The 20,806-nt window shown below is 68.8% G+C and carries 15 protein-coding genes and 1 pseudogene; 6 read left to right on the top strand and 10 right to left on the bottom strand.

Annotated features, from left to right (window positions below; all coding sequences use genetic code 11):
- The first annotated feature begins 115 nt into the window (after positions 1–115).
- Positions 116–1,147 (top strand): TRAP transporter substrate-binding protein, encoded by a 1,032-nt coding sequence (locus tag Tchl_RS05440; protein WP_075147501.1) that lies wholly within the window; start codon positions 116–118, stop codon positions 1,145–1,147.
- A 212-nt stretch (positions 1,148–1,359) separates the two neighbouring features.
- Positions 1,360–2,688 (top strand): porin, encoded by a 1,329-nt coding sequence (locus tag Tchl_RS05435; RefSeq protein ID WP_160113133.1) that lies wholly within the window; start codon positions 1,360–1,362, stop codon positions 2,686–2,688.
- Here the strand turns inward: Tchl_RS05435 and Tchl_RS05430 are convergent.
- From Tchl_RS05430 to Tchl_RS05390, 9 genes and pseudogenes are all read right to left on the bottom strand, one after another.
- Positions 2,676–3,896 (bottom strand): osmoprotectant NAGGN system M42 family peptidase, encoded by a 1,221-nt coding sequence (locus Tchl_RS05430; protein ID WP_075147500.1) that lies wholly within the window; start codon positions 3,894–3,896, stop codon positions 2,676–2,678. The two genes, Tchl_RS05435 and Tchl_RS05430, sit on opposite strands and share 13 nt — an antisense overlap.
- Positions 3,897–3,961: 65 nt before the next feature.
- Entirely contained in the window at positions 3,962–5,722 is a 1,761-nt protein-coding gene (gene ngg / locus Tchl_RS05425) for an N-acetylglutaminylglutamine synthetase (RefSeq protein ID WP_075147499.1), read from the bottom strand.
- 10 nt (positions 5,723–5,732) lie between these two features.
- Positions 5,733–7,505 (bottom strand): N-acetylglutaminylglutamine amidotransferase, encoded by a 1,773-nt coding sequence (locus Tchl_RS05420; RefSeq protein ID WP_075147498.1) that lies wholly within the window; start codon positions 7,503–7,505, stop codon positions 5,733–5,735.
- 185 nt (positions 7,506–7,690) lie between these two features.
- Positions 7,691–9,498 (bottom strand): annotated as a pseudogene (locus Tchl_RS05415) (acyl-CoA dehydrogenase).
- Between the two features lie 29 nt (positions 9,499–9,527).
- A complete protein-coding gene (locus Tchl_RS05410) occupies positions 9,528–10,295 on the bottom strand; it encodes an SDR family NAD(P)-dependent oxidoreductase (protein WP_075147497.1) in 768 nt (255 codons plus the stop codon).
- A 21-nt stretch (positions 10,296–10,316) separates the two neighbouring features.
- Complete coding sequence (locus Tchl_RS05405) at positions 10,317–11,576, bottom strand: thiolase family protein (RefSeq protein ID WP_075147496.1); 1,260 nt, start codon at positions 11,574–11,576, stop codon at positions 10,317–10,319.
- Complete coding sequence (locus Tchl_RS05400) at positions 11,573–12,343, bottom strand: crotonase/enoyl-CoA hydratase family protein (protein ID WP_075147495.1); 771 nt, start codon at positions 12,341–12,343, stop codon at positions 11,573–11,575. Before Tchl_RS05400 ends, Tchl_RS05405 begins: the two co-directional genes overlap by 4 nt.
- 23 nt (positions 12,344–12,366) lie before the next feature.
- Positions 12,367–14,232, bottom strand: a complete 1,866-nt coding sequence (locus Tchl_RS05395; protein WP_075147494.1) for a feruloyl-CoA synthase — start codon at positions 14,230–14,232, stop codon at positions 12,367–12,369.
- A 29-nt stretch (positions 14,233–14,261) separates the two neighbouring features.
- Positions 14,262–15,398 carry an ABC transporter substrate-binding protein gene (locus tag Tchl_RS05390; RefSeq protein WP_198159015.1) on the bottom strand — a complete coding sequence of 379 codons (1,137 nt, stop codon included), beginning with the start codon at positions 15,396–15,398 and terminating at the stop codon, positions 14,262–14,264.
- 338 nt (positions 15,399–15,736) lie between these two features.
- Between Tchl_RS05390 and Tchl_RS05385 the strand changes: the two genes are divergently transcribed.
- Positions 15,737–16,651, top strand: coding sequence for a TetR/AcrR family transcriptional regulator (locus Tchl_RS05385; RefSeq protein WP_075147492.1), 915 nt, complete (start codon positions 15,737–15,739; stop codon positions 16,649–16,651).
- On the opposite strand, the gene Tchl_RS05380 is transcribed toward Tchl_RS05385, so the two are convergent.
- Positions 16,648–17,607: a LysR family transcriptional regulator gene (locus tag Tchl_RS05380; RefSeq protein WP_232311662.1), complete on the bottom strand. Its 960-nt coding sequence runs from the start codon at positions 17,605–17,607 to the stop codon at positions 16,648–16,650. The two genes, Tchl_RS05385 and Tchl_RS05380, sit on opposite strands and share 4 nt — an antisense overlap.
- A 153-nt stretch (positions 17,608–17,760) precedes the next feature.
- On the opposite strand from Tchl_RS05380, the gene Tchl_RS05375 reads away from it, so the two are divergent.
- Genes Tchl_RS05375 through Tchl_RS05365 form a run of 3 tightly spaced genes read left to right on the top strand, consistent with a single transcriptional unit; the run spans position 17,761 to position 20,794 of the window.
- Positions 17,761–18,801 carry a cupin domain-containing protein gene (locus tag Tchl_RS05375; RefSeq protein ID WP_075147491.1) on the top strand — a complete coding sequence of 347 codons (1,041 nt, stop codon included), beginning with the start codon at positions 17,761–17,763 and terminating at the stop codon, positions 18,799–18,801.
- Between the two features lie 47 nt (positions 18,802–18,848).
- Positions 18,849–19,559 (top strand): fumarylacetoacetate hydrolase family protein, encoded by a 711-nt coding sequence (locus tag Tchl_RS05370; RefSeq protein WP_075147490.1) that lies wholly within the window; start codon positions 18,849–18,851, stop codon positions 19,557–19,559.
- Between the two features lie 26 nt (positions 19,560–19,585).
- A complete protein-coding gene (locus Tchl_RS05365; protein WP_075147489.1) occupies positions 19,586–20,794 on the top strand; it encodes a 3-hydroxybenzoate 6-monooxygenase in 1,209 nt (402 codons plus the stop codon).
- The last annotated feature ends 12 nt before the right edge of the window (positions 20,795–20,806 follow it).

Below are 20,806 nucleotides of genomic sequence, written 5' to 3'. Positions count from 1 at the left end.
ATAATAAATAATCATAAAAACGATTTGACACTGATTTGCAGTTTTCGCAAGCACAGAGTCAGCGGGGGAGTCCCCCCGAAGAAGAAGCCGTTCGGCACACCAGGAGGAGGAAGGCATGAAACTCGGCAAATTGGCGCGTGGCCTCATGTTCGCTGCGCTCGTTCCCACGATCACCCACGCCCAGGAGGTCATCCTAAAGGTCGCGCATTTCGCGCCGCCGACCTCTCCAGGCCATGTCAAATTCGTTGTCCCGTGGTGCGACAAGGTCGCAGCCGAATCGGCGGGCCGGATCCAGTGCCAGCACTATCCGGCGATGATGCTGGGCGGTACCGCTCCGCAGTTGCTGAGCCAGGTCCGGGACGGCGTCGCCGACGTCGTCTGGACGCTGCCGGGCTATACCCCGGGCAGGCTGCCGCTGACCGAAGTGTTCGAGCTGCCGTTCATCTGCACGGACCAGGAGAGCAGTTCGCGCGCGGTATGGGATTTCGTCGAAAAGCACACGATGGGCGAATTCGCCGGTCTGAAGCCGATCGCCGTCTGGGTCCCCGGCAGCTTCGCCATGCACCTTCGCGACAAGGAGCTGAAATCGCTCGCGGACCTGAAGGACCTCAAGATTCGCGGCTCCTCCCGGCTGACCACCCGCCTGCTCGCCTCATTGGGTGCGCGCCCGGTCGGCATGCCGATGACGCAGATGGCGGAGAGCCTCTCGAAAGGCATCATCGAAGCCACCATGCTGCCGTGGGAGGTCGTCCCCTCGACCAAGGTTCATGAACTCACCAAGTACTCGGTCGAATTCGGCGGCGAGCACACGATGTCGACCACGGTCCAGATGTTCGTGATGAACCGGAAAAAATACGACAGCCTGCCGCCGGAGCTGAAGAAGGTCATCGACGACAACAGCGGCCGCGAAACTTCCGCCTGGATTTCCGCGCAGTTGAAAACCGCCGATGCCGCCGGCCTGCAAACCGTGATCGATCGCGGCAACACGGTCCACCGGCTTCCTGCCGAAGAAATGGCCAAGTGGCAGCAGGCGACGCGCCCGGTCATCGAAGAGTGGATCGAGGAAGTCTCCGCCAAGGGTGCCGACGGCCGGAAGCTGTACGAGGATGCGGTCGCCCTCGTCCAGCACCACTCCGGGCGCAAGTAAGCCCGAACCCGCCACCCGGCGATGGCGCCGGCGTCCGCCCGTCAATGGCCGGCGCCGGGGCGGGAAGCATCCGCGCCGGGACCGGACACCTTTCCAGCACGACCGGCACCACCGCATCCGGCGGTGGTGCGCCGACGCATGTTCCCGGCCACGGGAGCAGGGGCACGGCTTCGTCCGCGCTCAATCATCATAAAAATATCCGAGGAGATGCAATGAGAATCGACTTTCCGCACAAGCACCGCGTCACCGCAAAGCCGCTGGTCCTCGCCCTGGCCGCAGCCCTGGGCATTGGCGCCAGTCTGCCGGCCCAGGCCGAGAGCGAAATCGAGGCCCTAAAGCGCGAGCTGGCCGAACAGCGCGCATTGATCCAGCGCCTGCTCGCCCAGCAGGAAAGCCAGGACAAGGCCGTCACCCGGATCGAACAGAAAGTGGCCAGCGCACCGGCTGCCGCCCCGGCCTCGGCGATGCCCGGACTGCCCAAGGGACTCTCGATCTACGGCATCCTCGACGGTGGTGTGGAACGCATCACCAACATCCAGGACGGCGCCAAGACCGGCAGCCTGACACGCGTGCCGGGCATCACCGGCACCATCGCCTCGCGCCTCGGCTTTCGCTTCAGCAAGGCGATCACGCCGGACGTCAATGCCATCGCCACCCTCGAGACCGGTTTCAACCTCGACAGCGGCACCCTGGGCCAGGGAGGGCGCCTCTTCGGCCGTCAGCTCTTCGCCGGCCTCGAAACGCCCTACGGCACCTTCTCGATCGGCCGCCAGTATTCGATGCTGATCTACGCCATGGATGCCGACCTGCTCGGCCCCAACATCTACGCCATGGGCTCGCTCGATGCCTACCTGCCCAACGCACGCTACGACAATTCCCTGGCCTGGCGCGGCAAATTCGGCAAGGTTTCGCTCGGTGCCACCTACAGCCTGGCGCGCGACACCTCCGGCGGTGCGCCGGCCTCCGGAACCTGTGCGGGTGAAAGCGCGGCGGCCGACAGCAACAGCTGCCGGGGCTGGTCGGCGATGCTGAAGTACACCGACGAGCGCTTCGGCATCTCCGCCGCGATCGACGAGCAACGCGGCGGCAAGGGCGCCACTGCCTTCTTCTTCAACGGCACCGCCCCGATCGCCTTCGCCAATTCGAGCGACAGCGACCGCCGCATCCATCTCGGTGCGCACATGAAAATCGGCAGCGGCGGCAAGGTGGGCATCGGCTGGCTCGGACGGGACCTCGACACCGCCGGCACCGATGTTTCCTCCGATACCTACTTCGTCGAAGGGGCGTGGAACTTCGGCGCGAAGTGGATGCTCGACGGCGGCTACCACCGCATCACCAACGACGACCAGGACCGCGACGCCGAACTCTACGTCCTGCGCGGCTTCTACTTCGTCGACAAGGACTTCTCGCCCTACGCCCAGATCGCCCGCATCAACAACAGTTCGAAGGCGCAGTACGCGGCCTCCGTGGGCGCCGGCATCGCACCGCCGGCCGGCGGCTCGCAGACCGCGGCCATGGTGGGCATCCGCTACCGCTTCTGAGCCTCGCCGTGCGGTGCCGGATCGCCGAGAAAGCTTTCCGGCACCGGCAGCGGCGTGTTCGGCACCGCCATGTCGCCGGGGCAGAGCTGCTCGGTGAAGCCGTCGAGCGAGCCCATCGAGCGGCAATCGCGGCGCGCCACCGGTTCGCTCGTCATGTAGGCCACCACCAGCCGGGTGAGCGCCTCGAGGGCGTCGCGGTGGGTGCGCTCCTGGGCATGGGAAGCGTCGCCGCCGAAGCCGATCAGCGCGGTGCGGATATCGTTGCCGGCCTCGACCGCGGCCGCCGAGTCCGAGCGGTAGTAGCGGAAGATGTCGCGCCGGTGGGGAATGCCGTGGGCGTGGGCGAGCGCGATCAGCTTGTGGGTGAGGTGGTAGTCGAACGGGCCGGACATGTCCTGCATGCAGATCGTCGCCGCGTGCTCGGAAGTGTTCTGACCTTCGGCAGCGATCGAGATGTCCAGGCTCACCATCTCGGCAATCTCGCCATGCAGCGCGGCCGAGGCGCCGGAGCCGATTTCCTCGGTGATGGTCAGCAGCGGATGGACATCGACCGGCAGCACCAGGCGGTGGTCGCGCACCGCCTTGCACGCGGTCAGCAGCGCCGCCACCGCGGCCTTGTCGTCGAGGTAGCGCGCGTTGATGTAGCCGCCGGGCTGGATCTCGGGCTGGGGATCGAAGGCGATCCAGTCGCCGACCTCGAGCCCGGCGGCAAGCAGATCCTCGCGGCAGGTCGCGGGCAGGTCGACGCGCACCTCGACCTGCTCCCACCCTACCGGCTGGGCGTCGACCTCGTCGCCGAAGGCGTGACCGGAGGTCTTCAGCGGCAGGCAGGTGCCGCGCACCTGGCCGTGGTCGGTGAACACCGTCAGCCGCCCGCCTTCGGCAAAGCGCGCCGACCAGTGGCCGATCGGCACGATCTCGAGGCGGCCGTTGGGCTTGAGCGCGCGCACCATCGCCCCCAGGGTGTCGAGGTGGGCGACCACCGCGCGTGCCGGCTGCGAGGCCTGGCCGCGCAGGGTGGCGCGGATCGCGCCGCGGCGGGTGATCTCGTAGGGAATGCCGAGCGCCTCGAGGCGGCCCGCGGTGTAGCGCACCGCGGCATCGGTGAGGCCAACCGGGCTGGGAATGGCGAGCAGCTGGAGCAGGGTTTCCTCGAGGTAGGCGTAGTCGATCGCGGGAAGGGCCAGATGGCTGCCGGGGTCGTTCATGTCGTCGTCTCTCCTTTGCGGGGTGGCGGGCCCGGCGGGCCCCACCCGCAGCCCGCCCCGGACGCTCATTCCAGCGCGCGCGTGCGCGGGAACAGCAAATCGATGAAGCGCTCCGCGGTCGGCTGGGGCTCGTGGTTGGCGAGGCCGGGGCGCTCGTTGGCTTCGATGATCACGTAGTCGGGGCCATCGATCGCCGGCACCAGGAAGTCCAGCCCGGTGACCGGGATGTCGAGCGTGCGCGCGGCGCGTTCGGCCGCCGTGCGCAGCGCCGGGTGGAGCTCGGCGGTGACGTCGTGGATGGTGCCGCCGGTGTGCAGGTTGGCGGTGTTGCGCACCTGCAGGCGCACGTCGACGTCGAGCACCGTCTCCAGCCGATGCCCCTGGACGCCGATGCAGCGCACGGTTTCGTCGTCGAGCGGGATGCGCGCTTCACCGCCGGTGGCGGCGGCGCGGCGCCGGCTCTGGCGCGCGATGAGCTCGGCGACGGTGCTCACCCCATCGCCCACCACCACCGGGGGGCGCCGCACCGCGGCCGCCACCACCTTGCCGTCGATGACGACGATGCGCAGATCCTCGCCGCGGCAGCATTCCTCGACGATCACCCGGTCGCAGAAGCGCTGCGCGCGCGCGATCGCCGCGCGCACTTCGTCGGCGCGACGCAGGTCGACGCTGATCCCCTTGCCCTGCTCGCCCTCGACCGGCTTCACCACCACCGCGCCGCACTCGGCGAGCAGGGCCGGCCAGCGTTCATCGGCGGCGGCGCCGTCCCCATCGACGCTGGCCTGGCGCGGCACCGCCAGCCCGGCGGCGGCGAGCAGCTTCAGCGTGACCCGCTTGTCCTGGCAGCGGCTCATCGCCACCGCGCTGGTCAGTTCGGACAGCGACTCGCGGCAGACGATGCTGCGCCCACCCAGGGTGAGGCGGAAGTAGCCGTTCTCGGCATCGATCGCCTCGGCATGGATGCCGCGCCGCACCGCTTCATCCACGAGCAGGCGGGCGTAGGGGTTGAGCGCCTGCAGGCCCTCGCCGCCGCCGGTGAACAGCGGCTCGTTGATCGCGTTGCGCCGCTTCACCGCGAACGCCGGGATGCGCTGGAAGCCAAGCTTCTCGTAGAGCGCGATCGCCTGCTCGTTGTCGTGCAGCACCGAGACGTCCATCCACTCGCGCCCGCGCGCCATGAAGTGCTCGGCCAGATAGCGCACCAGCGCTTCGCCCACCCCCGGATGGGCCGCCTGCGGCGCCACCGCCAGCGCCCACAGGCTGGCGCCGTGCTGCGGATCGGCGAACGCTTCGACGTGATCCAGCCCCATCGCCACCCCGATCACCTCGCCGCTCGCACGGTCCTCGGCGAGCGCATAGCTGACCGAGCGGCTGGCACGCGCCTTCCATACCGCCGGCGCATCCACCGCCACCATGCGCCGCGCGCGGTAGAGGACGTTGATCGCGGCGACGTCGGCCCGCGTGCGCAGACGGCGCAGGGTGAAGCCGCGCCGTCCGGCCGACTGCGGATGATAGGCGGTGAGGTTGAGGCGGAAGGCGTCGGACGGATCGAGGAACAGCTGCTGCGGCGCGCTCGCCACCACCACCTGCGGCTTCTCGACGTAGAACGCGATGTCGCGCTGGCCGGCGCGCTCCGCGAGCAGGGCGTGGGCGAGTGCGGCCGGATCGCGCCAGGTCTGGGCCGGCAGCAGCCGCCCCCAGCCGCAGTCGACGACGACGTTGGCGGGCATCCCGGCCGCCTCGGGCTGGCCGGCGGGCAGCAGCAGGGGCAGGTGCGAGGGCCGGTGCCCGGCGCGCAGCGCGCGGGCGATGTGCTTGCGGATCATGAGCGCATCCTCAGCCGAGATGGGTCTGCAGCCACCACTCGAGCAGGCCCAGCTGCCACAGCTTGGAGCCGCGCAGCGGGGTGATGTGGGCGGACGGGTCGGCGAGCAGCAGGTCGACATAGTCCTGGCGGAACAGCCCGCGCTCGCGCGCGGCGCGGCTCGACAGCGCATCGCGCACGCGCTCGAGCACCGGCCCCTGCAGGTACTTCAGCGCCGGCACCGGGAAGTAGCCTTTCGGGCGGTCGATCACCGCCGCCGGGATCAGCTTGCGCGCGGCCTCCTTGAGCACCCCCTTGCCGCCGTGGGCGAGCTTGTGGCGCACCGGGATGCGCGCGGCGAGCTCGACCAGCTCGTGGTCGAGGAAAGGCACGCGCGCCTCCAGACCGAAAGCCATCGTCATGTTATCGACGCGCTTCACCGGGTCGTCGACGAGCATCACCGTGGTGTCCAGGCGCAGCGCCTTCTCCACCGGATCGTCCGCCCCCGGCGCACCGAAGCTGGCGGCAACGTAGGCCGCACTCGCATCGACGCCCTGCCACTGCGGACCGACCACGCGCGAATACTCGGCGAAATCGCGGTCGCGGAAGGCGGCAAGATAGTCGGCCACCGGATCGGCGCTGGCGGCGAGCTTCGGATACCAGTGGTAGCCGCCGAAGACCTCGTCCGCACCCTGCCCGCTCTGCACCACCTTGGTGTGGCGGCTCACCGCCTCGGCGAGCAGGTAGAAGCCGATGCAGTCGTGGCTCACCATCGGCTCGTTCATCGCCGCCACCGCCTCGGGCAGGCGGGTGAGCAGCTCGCCCTCGGGCACGAAGATCCGCTCATGCACCGTGCCGAACGCACGCGCGACGATGTCGGCATATTCGAATTCGTTGCCCTTCTCGCCGCCGACGTCGGCGAAGCCGACGTTGTAGGTGCGCAGTTCCTTGACCCCGGCTTCAGCCATCAGGCCGACGATCAGGCTGGAGTCGACGCCGCCCGACAGGAGCGCCCCCACCGGCACATCCGCCACCAGGCGGCGCCTGACCGCGGCGCGCAGGGCCTCGAGCAGGATCTCGGTCCACTCCTCGAAGCTGCACCCCTCGTCGGCGGCGTCGCGGGCGTACTCCAGCGACCAGAAGCGGCGCTCGCTGCGCCGGCCGTCGGCCTCGATGCGCATCAAGGTGCCGGGCGCGAGCTTGCGCACGCCGGCGAGCAGGGTGTGGGGCGCAGGCACCACGGCGTGGAAGGACAGGTAGTAGTTGAGCGCCGCCGGGTCGATCGCGGTGTCCACGCCCCCCGCGGCGAGCAGCGCCGGCAGCGCGGAGGCGAAGCGCAGCCCGCCGTCGATCGGCGCGTAATACAGCGGCTTGATCCCGAGGCGGTCGCGGCCGAGCAGCACACGACCGCTGTCGCGCTCCCAGAGGGCGAACGCGAACATGCCGTTTACGCGGCGGACGAAGTCCTCGCCCCAGGCGTGGTAGGCCTTGAGCAGCACTTCGGTGTCGCCATGCGAATAGAACGAATAGCCCTTGCCCTCGAGCTCGCGGCGCAGTTCGGGATGGTTGTAGATCGCACCGTTGAACACGATCCCCAGCCCCAACGCGGGGTCGAACATCGGCTGCTGCGCCGACTCGGACAGATCCATGATCTTCAGCCGGCGATGCCCCCAGGCCTGGCTGCCCTGCGCATGCACTCCACCGCCGTCCGGCCCGCGCCGGGTCTGCTGCGCGTTCATCCGCGCCAGCACGGCCAGATCGGGGGCCTGGCCGTCGAATCTCAACTCACCTGCAATGCCACACATTGAACTTCCTGTCTGTCTTCAAGGCCTCCATTCTAACAAATTAGTTTTGCTCAAACTTTTATGCGTGAAAAGGCCCATGGACCGGGCGATCCGTGGGCCTCTCCGCCAGCCTCACCCGGAAAAGCGCAGGGCGGCTTTTGTTGCCCCCGGCGGGCGGAAACGGCGAGGCCGTTTCCTGGGGGCTCTCAGAACGCGCTTTCCGGGAAGCGCGACAGCGCGCCACCCGCCTCGCGCACGGTGGCGGCGTGGGCCGCGGCCTGGGGGCCGATGGTGGCAAAGTAGAAGCGGGTGAGTTCGATCAGGCTGTGCAGATAGACCGGATCGCCCGCCTCGCCCTGCCCCTCGCCCCCCCCGCCAGCCGTCGCTGCGCCGCGAGCGCGACCCGCGCCAGCTGCCAGCCGCCGCACACCGTGCCGAGCAGCATCAGGAAAGGCACCGCGCCGGCGAGCACGTCGGCGGGCTGGTCGCGGCCGTTGGCGAGGATCCAGTCCGCCGCCCCCTCGAGGGCGTCGATGTTGTCGGCGAAACCGTCGGCGATTTCGCCCAGGCTGCCGTCCGCACGCAGCGCCTCCAGGGTCGCGCGCAACTCGGCGAGGAGCTCGCGCAGGGTCTCGCCGTTCTCGCGCAGGATCTTGCGCCCGACGAGGTCGTTGCCCTGGATGCCGGTGGTGCCTTCGTAGATGGTGGTGATGCGGGCGTCGCGGAAGAACTGGGCGATGCCGGTCTCCTCGACGAAGCCCATGCCGCCGAAAACCTGGATGGCGTCGTCGCAGATCTCGTTGCCGACTTCGGTGCACCAGCCCTTGGCCACCGGCATCAGCAGGTCGACGTAGCGCTGGCAGCGGCCGGCGACCTCGGGGTCGGGGTGGTGGCGGGCGCGGTCGAACCAGCCCGCGGCGGTGTACAGCAGCGCGCGCATCGCCATCAGCCGCGCCCGCATCGACAGCAGCATGCGCTTGACGTCGGGGTGGCACAGGATCGGCCGCCCGCTCGCGCCGCTGAGCGCATCGCGCCCCTGCACGCGCTCGCGCGCATGGGCGAGGGCGAACTGGTAGGCGCGCTCGCCCAGCCCCACGCCCTGGACGCCGACGCCGAAGCGGGCCTCGTTCATCATGATGAACATCGTCTCCAGGCCACGGTTGGGGGCGCCGAGCAGGTAGCCCACCGCACCACCACCATCGCCGTAGCTCATCGTGCACGTCGGGCTGCCGTGGATGCCGAGCTTGTGCTCGATCGAGATACAGCGCACGTCGTTCTTCGCCGCCGGCTCGCCGTCGGCGTCGAGCAGGTACTTGGGGACGATGAACAGCGACAGCCCCTTCACCCCCGCGGGCGCATCGGGCAGGCGCGCGAGCACCAGATGGACGATGTTGGCGGTGAGCTCGTGCTCGCCGTAGGAAATGAAGATCTTCTGCCCGAACAGGCGGTAGCTGCCGTCGGCCTGCGGCTCGGCGCGGGCGCGGGTGGCGGCGAGGTCGGAGCCGGCCTGCGGCTCGGTGAGGTTCATCGTGCTCCCCCACTCGCCGCTCACCACCTTGCGCAGCCAGGTCTCCTTCTGCGCCTCGCTGGCGGCGATCAGCAGCGCCTCGGCCTGGCTGACGTTGAGCTGGGGCAGCATGGTAAACGCCATGTTGGTGGAGAACCACATCTCCCACACCGCGGTGGACAGGATCCGCGGCAGGCCCTGGCCGCCCCACGCCTGCGGCAGCGACAGCCCGATCCAGCCCGCTTCGGCGAAGCGCGCGTAAGCCTGCTGCCAACCTGCGGGCACGTGCACCCGCCCGTCGCCGTCCAGGCGGCAGCCCTCGACGTCGCCCGGATAGTTGATCGGCGCCAGCACGCCGGCGGCGAAGCGGCCGGCCTCTTCGAGCACCGCCGCCACCAGCTCGGGCGAAGCCTCCTCGCAACCGGGCAGGGCGGCGATCTCGTCGAGCCCGGCGAGCTCGTCCAGGATGAACTGCATGTCGCGCAGCGGCGCGTTGTAATCGACCATGTTCGGCGCTCTCCTCGTTGCCCGGCGGTTCAGCGCGGCGCCAGCCGGATCGCGCCGTCGAGACGGATGGTCTCGCCGTTGATCATGACGTTGTCGACGATGCTGCACACCAGCCGGGCGTACTCGGCAGGCTGGCCGAGGCGCGGCGGGAAGGGCACCGAGGCCGCCAGCGAAGCCTGGATCTCGGGCGGCAGGGTATGCATCATCGGGGTCAGGAACAGGCCGGGGGCGATGGTGACGACGCGGATCCCGCTTTTCGCCAGCTCGCGCGCGATCGGCAGGGTCATCGACACGATGCCCCCCTTCGAGGCGGCGTAGGCGGCCTGGCCGATCTGGCCTTCGAAGGCGGCGATCGAGGCGGTGTTGATGATCACCCCGCGCTCGCCGTCGGCCTGCTCCGCCCCCTGCGCCATCGCCGCCGCGGCGAGGCGGATCATGTTGAAGGTGCCGATCAGGTTCACCTGGATCGAGCGCGTGAACTCGGCCAGCGCCAGCGGGCCGTTCTTGCCCAGCACCTTGCCGGCGTTGCCGATGCCGGCGCAATTGACCAGCCCGTGCACGCCGCCGAAGCGCGCTTGCGCCAGTTCGACCGCAGCCTGCGCGTCGCCCTCGTCGGCGACGTTGGTGCGAGCGAACGCGGCGCGTGCGCCGAGGGCGGCGGCGAGGCCTTCCCCGGCCTCGACGTTGAGGTCGGCGATCAGCACCTGCGCGCCGCCGCCGTGGAGGGCGCGCACGGTCGCCTCACCGAGGCCGGACGCGCCGCCGGTGACGATGAAGGTATTGCCTGCGAGTTTCATGATGCGTTCTCCGGTCCTGTGTCAGCCTGCATTCTCGAGCACGATCGCCACCCCCTGGCCGCCGCCGCAGCACGCCGACGACACGCCGTGCTGCAGGCCGGCTTCCTTCAGCTCGCGCGCCACCGTGGTGGTCAGGCGCACGCCCGAAGTGCCCAGCGGATGGCCGATCGCGATCGCGCCGCCATGGACGTTGACCTTGTCGCGGTCGAGCCCGAGCTCGCGCTCGCAGGCGAGGTACTGCGCACCGAAGGCCTCGTTGATCTCGATGCGGCCGAAGTCGCCGACGCCGAGCCCGGCGGTGCGCGCCGCGGCGCGGATCGCCGGGGCCGGGCCGATGCCCATGATCTCCGGCGGCACCGCCACCACCGCCCCGGCGACGATGCGCGCCAGCGGGGTCAGGCCGTGGGCGCGCACCCAGTCGCCGCGGGCGACGATCACCGCCGCCGCGCCATCGACGATCGCCGAGCTGTTGCCGCCGGTCTGCACGCCGCCGAAGGCGGGCTTGAGCTTTTGCAGGGTCTCGAAGGGGGTCGGGCGCACGTGGCCGTCGCGTTCGCAGCACACGGCGCGGTCGGCGAGCTTGAGGCTGCGCGGCTGGTAGCCGTCGAGCGTCCACGTGGCGTTGGTCACCGGGCACACCTCGCCATCGAAGTAGCCGCTTTCCCAACCGGCGAGCGCGCGCTCGAAGCTCTGCTCGGCGAAGCGGTCGACCTCCTCGCGGCCGATGCCGTAGCGCCGGGCGAGGTTCTCGGCAGTGTCGCCCATGCTTGCCGCGGGCGCGGTGTCCTTGGTCGCTTCCCACAGGAAGTCGCGGAAATCGACCTGCCCCATGCGAAACCCGGCGCGGTGGGTGTAGGCCGCCACCGGGTTGCGCGACATCGACTCGGCGCCCACGCACAGCACCACCTGCGCCTTGCCCAGGGTGATCTGGTCGGCGGCGCTGAGGATGGTCTCGAAGCCGGTGCCGCACAGGCGCTGCACCAGCACCGCCGGCACGTTCGGATCGACGCCGGAATAGAGGCCGACGTGGCGCGGCAGGAAATAGGCGTCGAAGCTCGCCTGCGCCATGTTGCCGGCGACGATGGCGCCGACTTCGGTGGCGGGGATGCCGCTCTTCTCGAACAGCGCGCGCGCGGCAAAGATGCCCAGGTCGGTGGGCGAAACGTCGCGCAGCACGCCGTTGTAGTCGGCGAACGGGGTGCGCTGGCCGGCGACCAGCCAGATGTCGTCGTAGGCGCTGCTCAGCGCCGACGCTTCGGATGCGGAGTACGGGTTGCTCATTGCTGCGGTCCCTTGCCTTTGCGGTTGAGGAAATGGCCGATGCGCTCGGCGACTTCGGGGCTGGTCTGGGTCAGGGCGGCGGTCAGCGACTCGACGAACAGGCCGTCCTCGCTCGCCATGTTGTCGATGCGCGAGATCGCCGACACCATCGCCCAGTTCGCCATCGGCGCGTTCTCGGCGATGCGCCGGGCCAGCTGCTGCGCCTTCGCCAGGCTCTCACCGGCACCGACCAGATAGTGCGACAGGCCCAGGCGCTGGCCGTCTTCGGCGTCGAGGATGCGCCCGGTGAGCATCATTTCGCACATCCGCCCGGCGCCGATGATGCGCGCCACCCGCACCGAGCCGCCGCCGCCGACGAAGATGCCGTGGCGGCCTTCAGGCAGCTGGTAGATCGTGTCCGGCTCGGCCACCCGCACGTGGGTGGACATCGCCAGCTCCAGCCCGCCGCCGATCACCGCCCCCTGCAGCGCGCTCACCACCGGAATGCCGCCGTTCTGGAGGCGGTCGAAGATGCGGTGCCAGCCGCGCGAGTGCAGCATCACCCCGAAAGGCTCGCGGTGCTGGTGTTCGGACAGGTCGAGCCCGGCACAGAAGTGCTCGCCGTCGCCGGCGAGGATGATCGCCCGCGTGCCGACCGGGGTCGCGATCAGGGCCTGCTCGAGTGCTTCGAGCAGGCGGTCGCTGATCGCGTTGCGCTTTTCCGGCCGCGCCAGGGTGACGGTATAGATGTGGTCTTCGGTCGAGGTCCGGACCAGTCGTTCGCTCATTGTCATTGTTTTGTTCCGGTAGTTCAGATTGCGGCGTGCACCGTGATCACGGTCTTGTCCGGCAGGTCGGCATGGAGAAACTCGACCAGGTCGGCACGGCGGCTGAGCGCGATGCGCTGGTTGATGTAACCCTTGTCGGTGATCTCGCCGGCCTCCACCGAAGGCGGCTCGGCCATCAGCAGGGCACGGGTGGGGTAGGTCGAGGTGCCGCCGCCCTTGCCTTTCATCATCGCCATGCCGTGGCGGATGCGGCTGCGGATCTCGGGGTTCATCAGCACGTCGACCAGGGAAGCGTCCGGCGCCAGGCCCGGGCACAGGCGGCGGCATTCCGGAATGTTGGGGAAGACCAGGAAGCCGATCTCGTCGCGGTCGTGGCCGGTGACGACGATGTCCTGGGCGATCGGCTTCATCGCATCGATGCCGGCCACCCGCAGCGAACCGACATGGACCCAGGTGCCGGTGAGCAGCTTGAAGTCCTCGCCGATGCGGCCGTCGAACAGCAGGCCGAGCTCGGGGCGTGCGGGATCGACGAACTCGACCGCGTCGCCGATCATGTAGAAGCCTTCCTCGTCGAAGGATTTCGCCGTGATCTCGGGCTGCTTCCAGTAGCCGGGGAACACGTTCGGCCCCTTCACCCGCACTTCGAGCTTGTCCGCCGAAGGCACGAGCTTGAGCGTGGTGCCCGGAATCGGCACCCCGATCACTCCCGAGCGGATCGCATCGAAATGGCAGTCGGTGGCCATCGGTGCGGTCTCGGTCGAGCCCCACGAGGACACGATCATCACTTTCCTGCCGGTGGTGGCCTCGGACAATTCCTCGAGCGCCGACCACAGGTGGTGCGGCAGCGCCGCGCCGGCGTAGAAGATGAACTTCAGCCGGCGGAAGAAGCTCTCGCGCAGGGCGGCGTCCTCGCGCAGCAGCGGCACCAGCATGTCGTAGGCGCGCGGGACGTTGAAGTACATCGTCGGCGACACTTCCTTGAGGTTGTTCACCGTGCGCTCGAGCAGCGCCGGCGTCGGCTTGCCGTCGTCGATGTACACCGACCCGCCCCAGCGCAGCACCATGTTCATGTTGTGATTGCTGCCGAAGGTGTGGCTCCACGGCAGCCATTCGACCAGCACCGGCGGCTCGCCGGCGAGGAAAGGCCACATCAGCGCCTTCGCCGTCTGGTTCGAGCACATCATGCGCTGGGTGTTGATCACCGCCTTCGGCGTGCCCACCGAGCCCGAAGTGAACAGGAACTTGCCGATGGTGTCGGGGGTGATGCGGGCGAAGGCCGCCATCACCGCGGCCTCGTCGGCATCGCGCTCGAGCATCGCGAACGGCAGGGTGCCGGCGGTCGGCGCGCTGTTGCCGCCGGCGACCACGACGCCGTCGTGGAGCTCGCCGATCGCCGCCAGCGCGGGGGCGAAGCGCTCCACCGGGTCGGCATAGATGAGCCCGGGGCGGAGCAGCTCGATGTTGCCCTTGAGCTTGACGAAGTCCTTCGACATCAGCGAGTTGCCCGGCGAGATCGCGCTCGAAGGGACACCGATGTGCATCGCCGCCAGCATCAGCAGGGCGTGCTCGATCGAGTTGTCGGACAGGATCACCACCGGGCGCTCGGCCGACAGCTTCTGTCCGAGCAGCCAGGTCGCGATCGCCAGCACGCGGCGGCGGGCCTCGCCGTAGCTCAGCCGCACCCACGCGCCGGCACGGTCGCGCTCGGCGAGGAACAGGCGATCGGGCGCCGCCTTCGCCCAGTGCTCGAACCAGTCGCCCACGCAACGGGTGTAGGTATCGGGAAAGGGAATGCCGGAGCGCAACAGCTGCGTTCCGTCCGGCCGCCGGTCTACGCTGACCACCGGCAGGGAGAACATGCGCTCCATTTCCTGGGTATCGACGCTCATGATGTTCCTCTCGCCTGTTCCGCCGCCGCTCACTGCCCGATCAGGGTGTAGCGGCCCTGGTCGATGCGCACCAGCACGCGACCGCGCTGGTCGAGACCGAAGTGGTCGTCGGGACTCATGTTGTAGACCCCGTGCACCCCGACCACATCCTTGTTGGTCTCGAGGGCGTCACGCATCGCCTGGCGAAACTCCGGCGTACCCGGGCGGGCGCTCTTGAGCGCGACCGGAACCGCCGCCTCGAGCAGGCGGTAGGCGTCGTAGGCGTGGCCGGCGAAGGACGAGAAGCTGCCGGCACCGTACTTTTCTTCGTACTGGTGGACGAAGGCGGCACCGATGCGCTTCGAGGGGTGATCGCCGGCGATCTGGTTGACCACCACCACCGGCCCGACCGGCAGGATCACGCCGTCGGCCGCCTTGCCGGCAACGCTGAGGAAAGCCTGGTTGGCGACCGCGTGGGTCTGGTAGACCTGCCCCTTGTAGCCGCGCTCGACCAGGGTGGTCTGGGGCAGGGCGGCAGGGCTGCCGGAGCCGACGACGATGATCGCATCGGGCTGTGCCGCGACCAGCTTGAGCACCTGGCCGGTCACCGAAGTGTCGTTGCGTGCATAGCGTTCGACCACCCCGAGCTTGATCCCGGCCTGTTCGAGCAGGGGATTGAGCGCGGCCAGCCACTCATCGCCGTAGGCATCGGAAAAGCCGATAAAGCCCAGCGTCTTGACCCCGGCGGACTTCATGTGCTCGACCAGCGCCCCGGCCATCACGCTGTTGTGCTGCGGGGTGCGGAACGCCCAGTGGCCCCGGTCGGCCGGCAGGCTGACCGGCGACAGGGCGACGTGCGGCGTCTTGGTCTCGAACGCGACCTGGGCAATCGCGGCACTGGCCGGCGTCACCGCCGAGCCCACCAGCACATCGACCTTTTCTTCGGTGACCAGCTTGCGCGCATTCTTGGTCGCATTCGACGGATCGGAGCCGTCGTCGAGCACGATGTAGCGCACCTTCTCGCCGCCGATCTCGCCCGGCAGCAGGGCGAACGCGTTCTTCTCGGGAATCCCGAGCGAGGCCCCGGGGCCGGTCGTCGACACCGAAATACCGACCACCACCTCGGCCAGTGCGGACTGGCCGGCGAGCAGGCCGAGGGCCGAACACAGCACTGCGAGTTTCTTCATCTTGATCATCTTCGCTCCTCCGGATTGTGATTCCGGGCCCGCTCGGGCCCGAAGGTCTTGACTGGGTGAAACCGGGGCTCGGCCGCTTCGCGGAACCTCCCTCTTGCTGTATGGCGCATGCGCATCGCCCGGACGTCCCCCGGTGCATTGATCGACGACTAGGGAAGGGCGCTGCGACGGCGATGCAAAACTAACCCGGACAAACTAACTTGTCAAACCATTGTTCAAATAATTATCCTATGATGGAAGTCGCCTGCAGCGAAGGCCCGAGCCGAAGCCGGACGACCGAGCTAGAATTCGCCTCCCACTTCCGGAACCGCCGTCCCGCCCTATCGCCGATGACACAGGACAGCCCCCCTTCCGCCCTCACTTCCACCCCTGGCGACGAGATCGAATCGGCCATCCTCGACCTCGCCCGCAGCGAGCCGAAGCTCGGCCAGGCCGCCGTCGCCGAGCGCCTGCGCCTCGACGGGCTGCGGATCTCCGCCTCCGGGGTGCGCTACATCTGGCAGAAACACGGCCTCGAAACCGCGGTGAAGCGCCTCCAGGCGCTCGCCGACGCGGCGCCCGAAGGGGTCGACGCGCTGAGTGAGAGCCAGCGCCATCTGCTCGAGCGCGGCACGCTCAGCACCCGGCTGGCACGCGACGCCCACGCCAGCGAGGAGCACGGGAAAGGCGGCGATGGCGGGGGCATGGCGCTCGACCGCCGCCAGCTGATCCTGCACGCGGCGGCGCGGCTGTTTGCCCAGCAAGGCTATGACCGCACCTCGATCCGCGACATCGCCGGCGAAGTCGGCCTGCTGCCAGGTTCGGTCTATCACCACTTCGCCTCCAAGGAGGCGCTCTATCTCGCCGTGCACCGGGAAGGTTTCAAGCGCGTGCAGGAACGGGCGAAAGCCGCCGCCGCCGCCGGCAGCGACCCCTGGGACAGCCTGCGGCGCGCCTGCGAAGTACACGTCTCGGGCATGGTCGGGGATTCGCCGATCGATCGCATCACCGGGCGCAGCCTCGCGTTCACCGGCCATCAGAACCTGCTGGCGATGACCCGCGACGACCGCGAGGCGTTCGAAAAGATTTACCGGGATCTGATCGACGCCCTCCCCCTGGCGCGGGGCGCGGACCGCACCCTGCTGCGCCTGGTGCTGCTGGGTGCGCTGAACTGGGTGTTCATCTGGTACCGCGAAGGCCGGCGCAGCCCGGCAGAGATTGCCGCGGGCATCGTCGACATCGTCCGCCGCGGCGTCCAGTCCTAACGCTCACCCGCCCGCGCCGTGCCCGCGGGCAGCGTCCCTTTCCGCTCCTCCCCCACCGGCTCGCCGAGCAGTTCGCGGATCAGCCCGCGCAGCCAGCGGTTGCCCGGGTCGTGGTGGAAGCGCTCGTGCCAATGCTGCTTGATGTCATAGTCCGGGAGCGGAAACGGCACCGGGTAGGTGCAGAAGCGCCCGCGCCCCCGCAGCATTTCACCGAGGCGGGTGGGAATGGTCACGATCAGCTCGGTGTGCTCGACGACGAAGGCGACGCCGATGAAGTTCGGCACCTGCAGCGCCACCCGCCGGGTGATGTTCTGCCGTGCCAGCTCACGGTCCAGGTAATGGTGGCCGGTGCCTGAAGTCGTCACCACGGCGTGCTCCTCGGCCTCGAACTGCGCCAGATCGAGACTGCCCCGGATGCGCGGGTGGTCGGCGCTCGCCAGGCAGACATAGTGCTGGCGGAACAAGGCCTGCTGATAGAAGCCGGCCTCGAGCTGGGGCATGAAGCCGAGCGCCAGATCGATGTCGCCCGTCTCCAGGCGGGCGGGGGTGTCGGCCGCCAGATGGATCACCTCGATGCGCACCCCCGGGGCCTGCGCGCGCAGGCGTGCCCACAGCCCGGGCAGCAGCACGAGCTGCGAGATGTCGGTCATGGCGATGCGAAAGCTGCGCTCGACGCTGGCCGGATCGAAGCTGCTGCGATATCCCAGCGCCACATCGAGGGCATCGATCGCGGCGCGGATCGGCTGCACCAGCTCCTCGCCGAGCGGCGTCGGGTCCATCCCGGTCGAGGTGCGCACGAACAGCGGATCGTCGAAGTGCTGGCGCAGCTTGCCCAGCGCGATGCTGACCGCCGGCTGTCCCAGTCCCAGTTGTTCGGCCGCCAGGCTGACGCTGCGCGTCTTGTAGATTTCGTCGAAGACCTGGAGCAAGCGGGTGTCGATATTCAGCATGGCCATGCCCTCTATTGCGTTTTAGAATCGATCTTATTCGATTCCGTGCATGGATTGAATTCTGCTCCGCCGCTACAGTGCGAGCCGTAGAAATTATTTTGATCCATATTAAAGAAATTCCGATACGTCGGTTTTTCCTGCCCCCGGAGACAGCTCACCATGCAGCAACTCGGCACCCTCGAAGACCTGCCCCTCGAATACCGCGAAGCGCTGAGCGCACAAAACCTCGTCCCGCTGTGGCCCAGCCTGCGCGCGGTGCTGCCCCCCGGCAAGCCGGCGCTGCGCACCCGCCCCACCTGCTGGTCCTACGCCGCGCTGCGTCCGCTGCTGCTGCAGGCCGGCGAGCTGACCCCGATCGAGAAGGCCGAACGCCGCGTGCTGGTGCTCGCCAACCCCGGCCACGGCCTGGAGAAGATGCAGGCCAGCTCGAGCATCTACCTCGGCATGCAGCTGCTGCTGCCGGGCGAGTGGGCGCCCGCGCACAAGCACACCCCCAATGCGGTCCGCATGATCGTCGAAGGCGAAGGGGCGTACACCACCGTCGACGGTGAAAAGTGTCCGATGCGCCGCGGCGACCTGATCCTGACCCCCACCGGGCTGTGGCACGAACACGGCCACGACGGCAGCGAGCCGGTGATCTGGCTCGACGTGCTCGACCTGCCGCTGGTGTATTACACCGAGACCTCCTACCACGTCGAGGGCCGGGCACAGGAGGTGCGCGCCACCCTCACCGAGCGCAGCTACGCGCACGGCGGCATCGTCCCCTCGCCGGTGTTTAGCCGCGGCAGCGCGCACCAGTACCCGATGCTGCGCTACCCCTGGGCGGAGGCCCGCGCCGCGCTGCTGAGCCTGGCCGAGTCGCAGCCGCAGCTCGAGGCGGTGCAGGTTGCCTACGTGAACCCCGAGACCGGCGCCGACTGCCAGAACATCCTCGGCTACTCGGCGCTGATGCTGCGTCCGGGCGAAACCCTGAACCTGCCGGTGCGCTCGCCGGCGATGGTGTTCCACCTGATCGAGGGCAGCGCCGAAGTCGCCATCGACGGCGCCCCCTTCGCCCTCGCGCCGGCCGACACCTGCTGCGCACCGGGCTACACCCCGGTGAGCCTGAAGAACCGCTCGACGAGCGAGCCCGCCTTCCTCTTCATCGCCGACGAAAGCCCGCTGCACAAGAAGCTCGGCGTCTATGAAGTGCGCCCCTGAACGGCGCACTATCCCGATTCCCATTTCCTATCCGAGAGTGCGAGAACATGAGCGAAATCCAATACCTGTGGGCCCCGTCGCCGGTCTATTCCCTGCCCGTGCGCGGCACCGGGGTGCGCTTCCCGGTGCGGCGCATTTTCTGCGTCGGCCGTAACTACCACGCCCACGCGGTGGAGATGGGGCGCCCGGTGGACAAGGCGACGATGAGCCCCTTCTATTTCCTGAAGGACGCCTCCACCGTGGTCGACTCCGGCGCCACCGTGCCCTACCCGGCCGGCACCTCGAACTACCACTTCGAAATGGAACTGGTGGTCGCGATCGGCAAGGCCGGTTTCCGCGTCGCCGAAGCCGAGGCCGATGAGCTGATCTACGGCTATGCCGCCGGTCTCGACATGACCCGCCGCGACCTGCAGCTCGTCGCCCGCGAGCAGGGCCGGCCCTGGGACCTGGGCAAGAACTTCGAGAAGTCGGCCGTCTGCACCGAGATCGTCCCCGCTGCCGGCCAGGCCGTGCTCGACAAGGGCGCGATCCACCTGGAGGTCAACGGCGAGACCAAGCAACGCGCCGACCTGTCGATGCTGATCTGGAACATCCGCGAAATCATCGCCGACCTGTCGAAGTTCTATCACCTCGAACCGGGCGACCTGATCTACACCGGCACGCCGGAAGGCGTCGGCGCGGTGAAGCCGGGCGACCACATTACCGGCCACGTCGACGGGGTCGGCGACATCGTCCTGAACATCGGCCAGGCCGAATAAACCCGCCCCTGACGGAGGAGACATCCATGACCCAGCAAGCAACCCCGCAGCCGCTTCCCGTGCTCGTCGCCGGCGGCGGCATCGGCGGCCTCGCCGCCGCTCTCGCCCTGGTGCGCCAGGGCTTCCGGGTGAAGGTCCTCGAACAGGCCGCCGAGATCGGCGAGATCGGCGCCGGCATCCAGCTCGGCCCCAACGCCTTCCACGCCTTCGACGCCCTCGGCATCGGCGACAAGGCGCGCGGCCGCGCGGTCTATACCGACTACATGGTGATGCACGACGCCCTCGACGAGTACCAGGTCGGCAAGATTCCCACCGGCAAGGCCTTCATCGAGCGCTTCGGCAACCCCTACGCGGTGATCCACCGCGTCGACGTGCACCTGTCGCTGCTCGAAGGCGCGCAGGAAACCGGCCGCGTCGAGTTCCTGACCTCGACCCGGGTCGAGCGCATCGAGCAGGACGAACAGAGCGTCACCGTGTACGACCAGCACGGCACCGCCCACCAGGGCATCGCCCTGATCGGCGCCGACGGGGTGAAATCGGTGGTGCGCCAGCAATACGTCGGCGACCCGGCACGGGTCACCGGCCACGTCGTCTACCGCGCCGTGATCGACAAGAAGGACTTCCCCGAGAACCTCCAGTGGAACGCCGCCAGCATCTGGGTCGGCCCCAACTGCCACCTCGTGCATTACCCGCTGCGCGGCGGCGAGCAGTACAACGTGGTCGTCACCTTCCACTCGCGCAACCAGGAAGAATGGGGCGTCACCGAAGGCAGCAAGGAAGAGGTGCAGAGCTACTTCCAGGGCATCTGCGCGAAAGCGCGCCAGCTCATCGACCTGCCCCAGAGCTGGAAGCGCTGGGCCACCGCCGACCGCGAGCCGATCGGCCAATGGACGTACGGCCGCGTCACCCTGCTCGGCGACGCCGCCCACCCAACCACCCAGTACATGGCCCAGGGTGCGTGCATGGCGCTGGAGGACGCGGTCACGCTGGGCGAGGCGCTGCGCGTGAACGACAACGACTTCACCAAGGCCTTCGACCTCTACCAGCGCTCGCGCGTCGCCCGCACCGCGCGCATCGTGCTGTCCTCGCGCGAGATGGGCCGCATCTACCACGCCAAGGGGGTCGAGCGCCTGGTGCGCAACGAGCTGTGGAAGGGGCGCACGCCGGAACGCTTCTACGACGCCATGGAATGGCTCTACGGCTGGAACGTCACCAACTGCCTGGCGCGGGACTGAGCGAGGGCGGGC

It is taken from the genome of Thauera chlorobenzoica, from assembly GCF_001922305.1.
GTDB classification, from domain to species: Bacteria; Pseudomonadota; Gammaproteobacteria; order Burkholderiales; family Rhodocyclaceae; genus Thauera; species Thauera chlorobenzoica.
Note: the sequence above shows the minus strand (reverse complement) of the source record. Positions and strands in the feature narration are given on the sequence as shown.

Coding starts and splice junctions, on each gene's coding strand:
- Tchl_RS05440 (WP_075147501.1), top strand. CDS start 116: ATGAAACTCGGCAAATTGGCGCGTGGCCTCATGTTCGCTGCGCTCGTT.
- Tchl_RS05435 (WP_160113133.1), top strand. CDS start 1,360: ATGAGAATCGACTTTCCGCACAAGCACCGCGTCACCGCAAAGCCGCTG.
- Tchl_RS05430 (WP_075147500.1), bottom strand. CDS start 3,896: ATGAACGACCCCGGCAGCCATCTGGCCCTTCCCGCGATCGACTACGCC.
- ngg (WP_075147499.1), bottom strand. CDS start 5,722: ATGATCCGCAAGCACATCGCCCGCGCGCTGCGCGCCGGGCACCGGCCC.
- Tchl_RS05420 (WP_075147498.1), bottom strand. CDS start 7,505: ATGTGTGGCATTGCAGGTGAGTTGAGATTCGACGGCCAGGCCCCCGAT.
- Tchl_RS05410 (WP_075147497.1), bottom strand. CDS start 10,295: ATGAAACTCGCAGGCAATACCTTCATCGTCACCGGCGGCGCGTCCGGC.
- Tchl_RS05405 (WP_075147496.1), bottom strand. CDS start 11,576: ATGAGCAACCCGTACTCCGCATCCGAAGCGTCGGCGCTGAGCAGCGCC.
- Tchl_RS05400 (WP_075147495.1), bottom strand. CDS start 12,343: ATGAGCGAACGACTGGTCCGGACCTCGACCGAAGACCACATCTATACC.
- Tchl_RS05395 (WP_075147494.1), bottom strand. CDS start 14,232: ATGAGCGTCGATACCCAGGAAATGGAGCGCATGTTCTCCCTGCCGGTG.
- Tchl_RS05390 (WP_198159015.1), bottom strand. CDS start 15,398: ATGAAGAAACTCGCAGTGCTGTGTTCGGCCCTCGGCCTGCTCGCCGGC.
- Tchl_RS05385 (WP_075147492.1), top strand. CDS start 15,737: ATGACACAGGACAGCCCCCCTTCCGCCCTCACTTCCACCCCTGGCGAC.
- Tchl_RS05380 (WP_232311662.1), bottom strand. CDS start 17,607: ATGGCCATGCTGAATATCGACACCCGCTTGCTCCAGGTCTTCGACGAA.
- Tchl_RS05375 (WP_075147491.1), top strand. CDS start 17,761: ATGCAGCAACTCGGCACCCTCGAAGACCTGCCCCTCGAATACCGCGAA.
- Tchl_RS05370 (WP_075147490.1), top strand. CDS start 18,849: ATGAGCGAAATCCAATACCTGTGGGCCCCGTCGCCGGTCTATTCCCTG.
- Tchl_RS05365 (WP_075147489.1), top strand. CDS start 19,586: ATGACCCAGCAAGCAACCCCGCAGCCGCTTCCCGTGCTCGTCGCCGGC.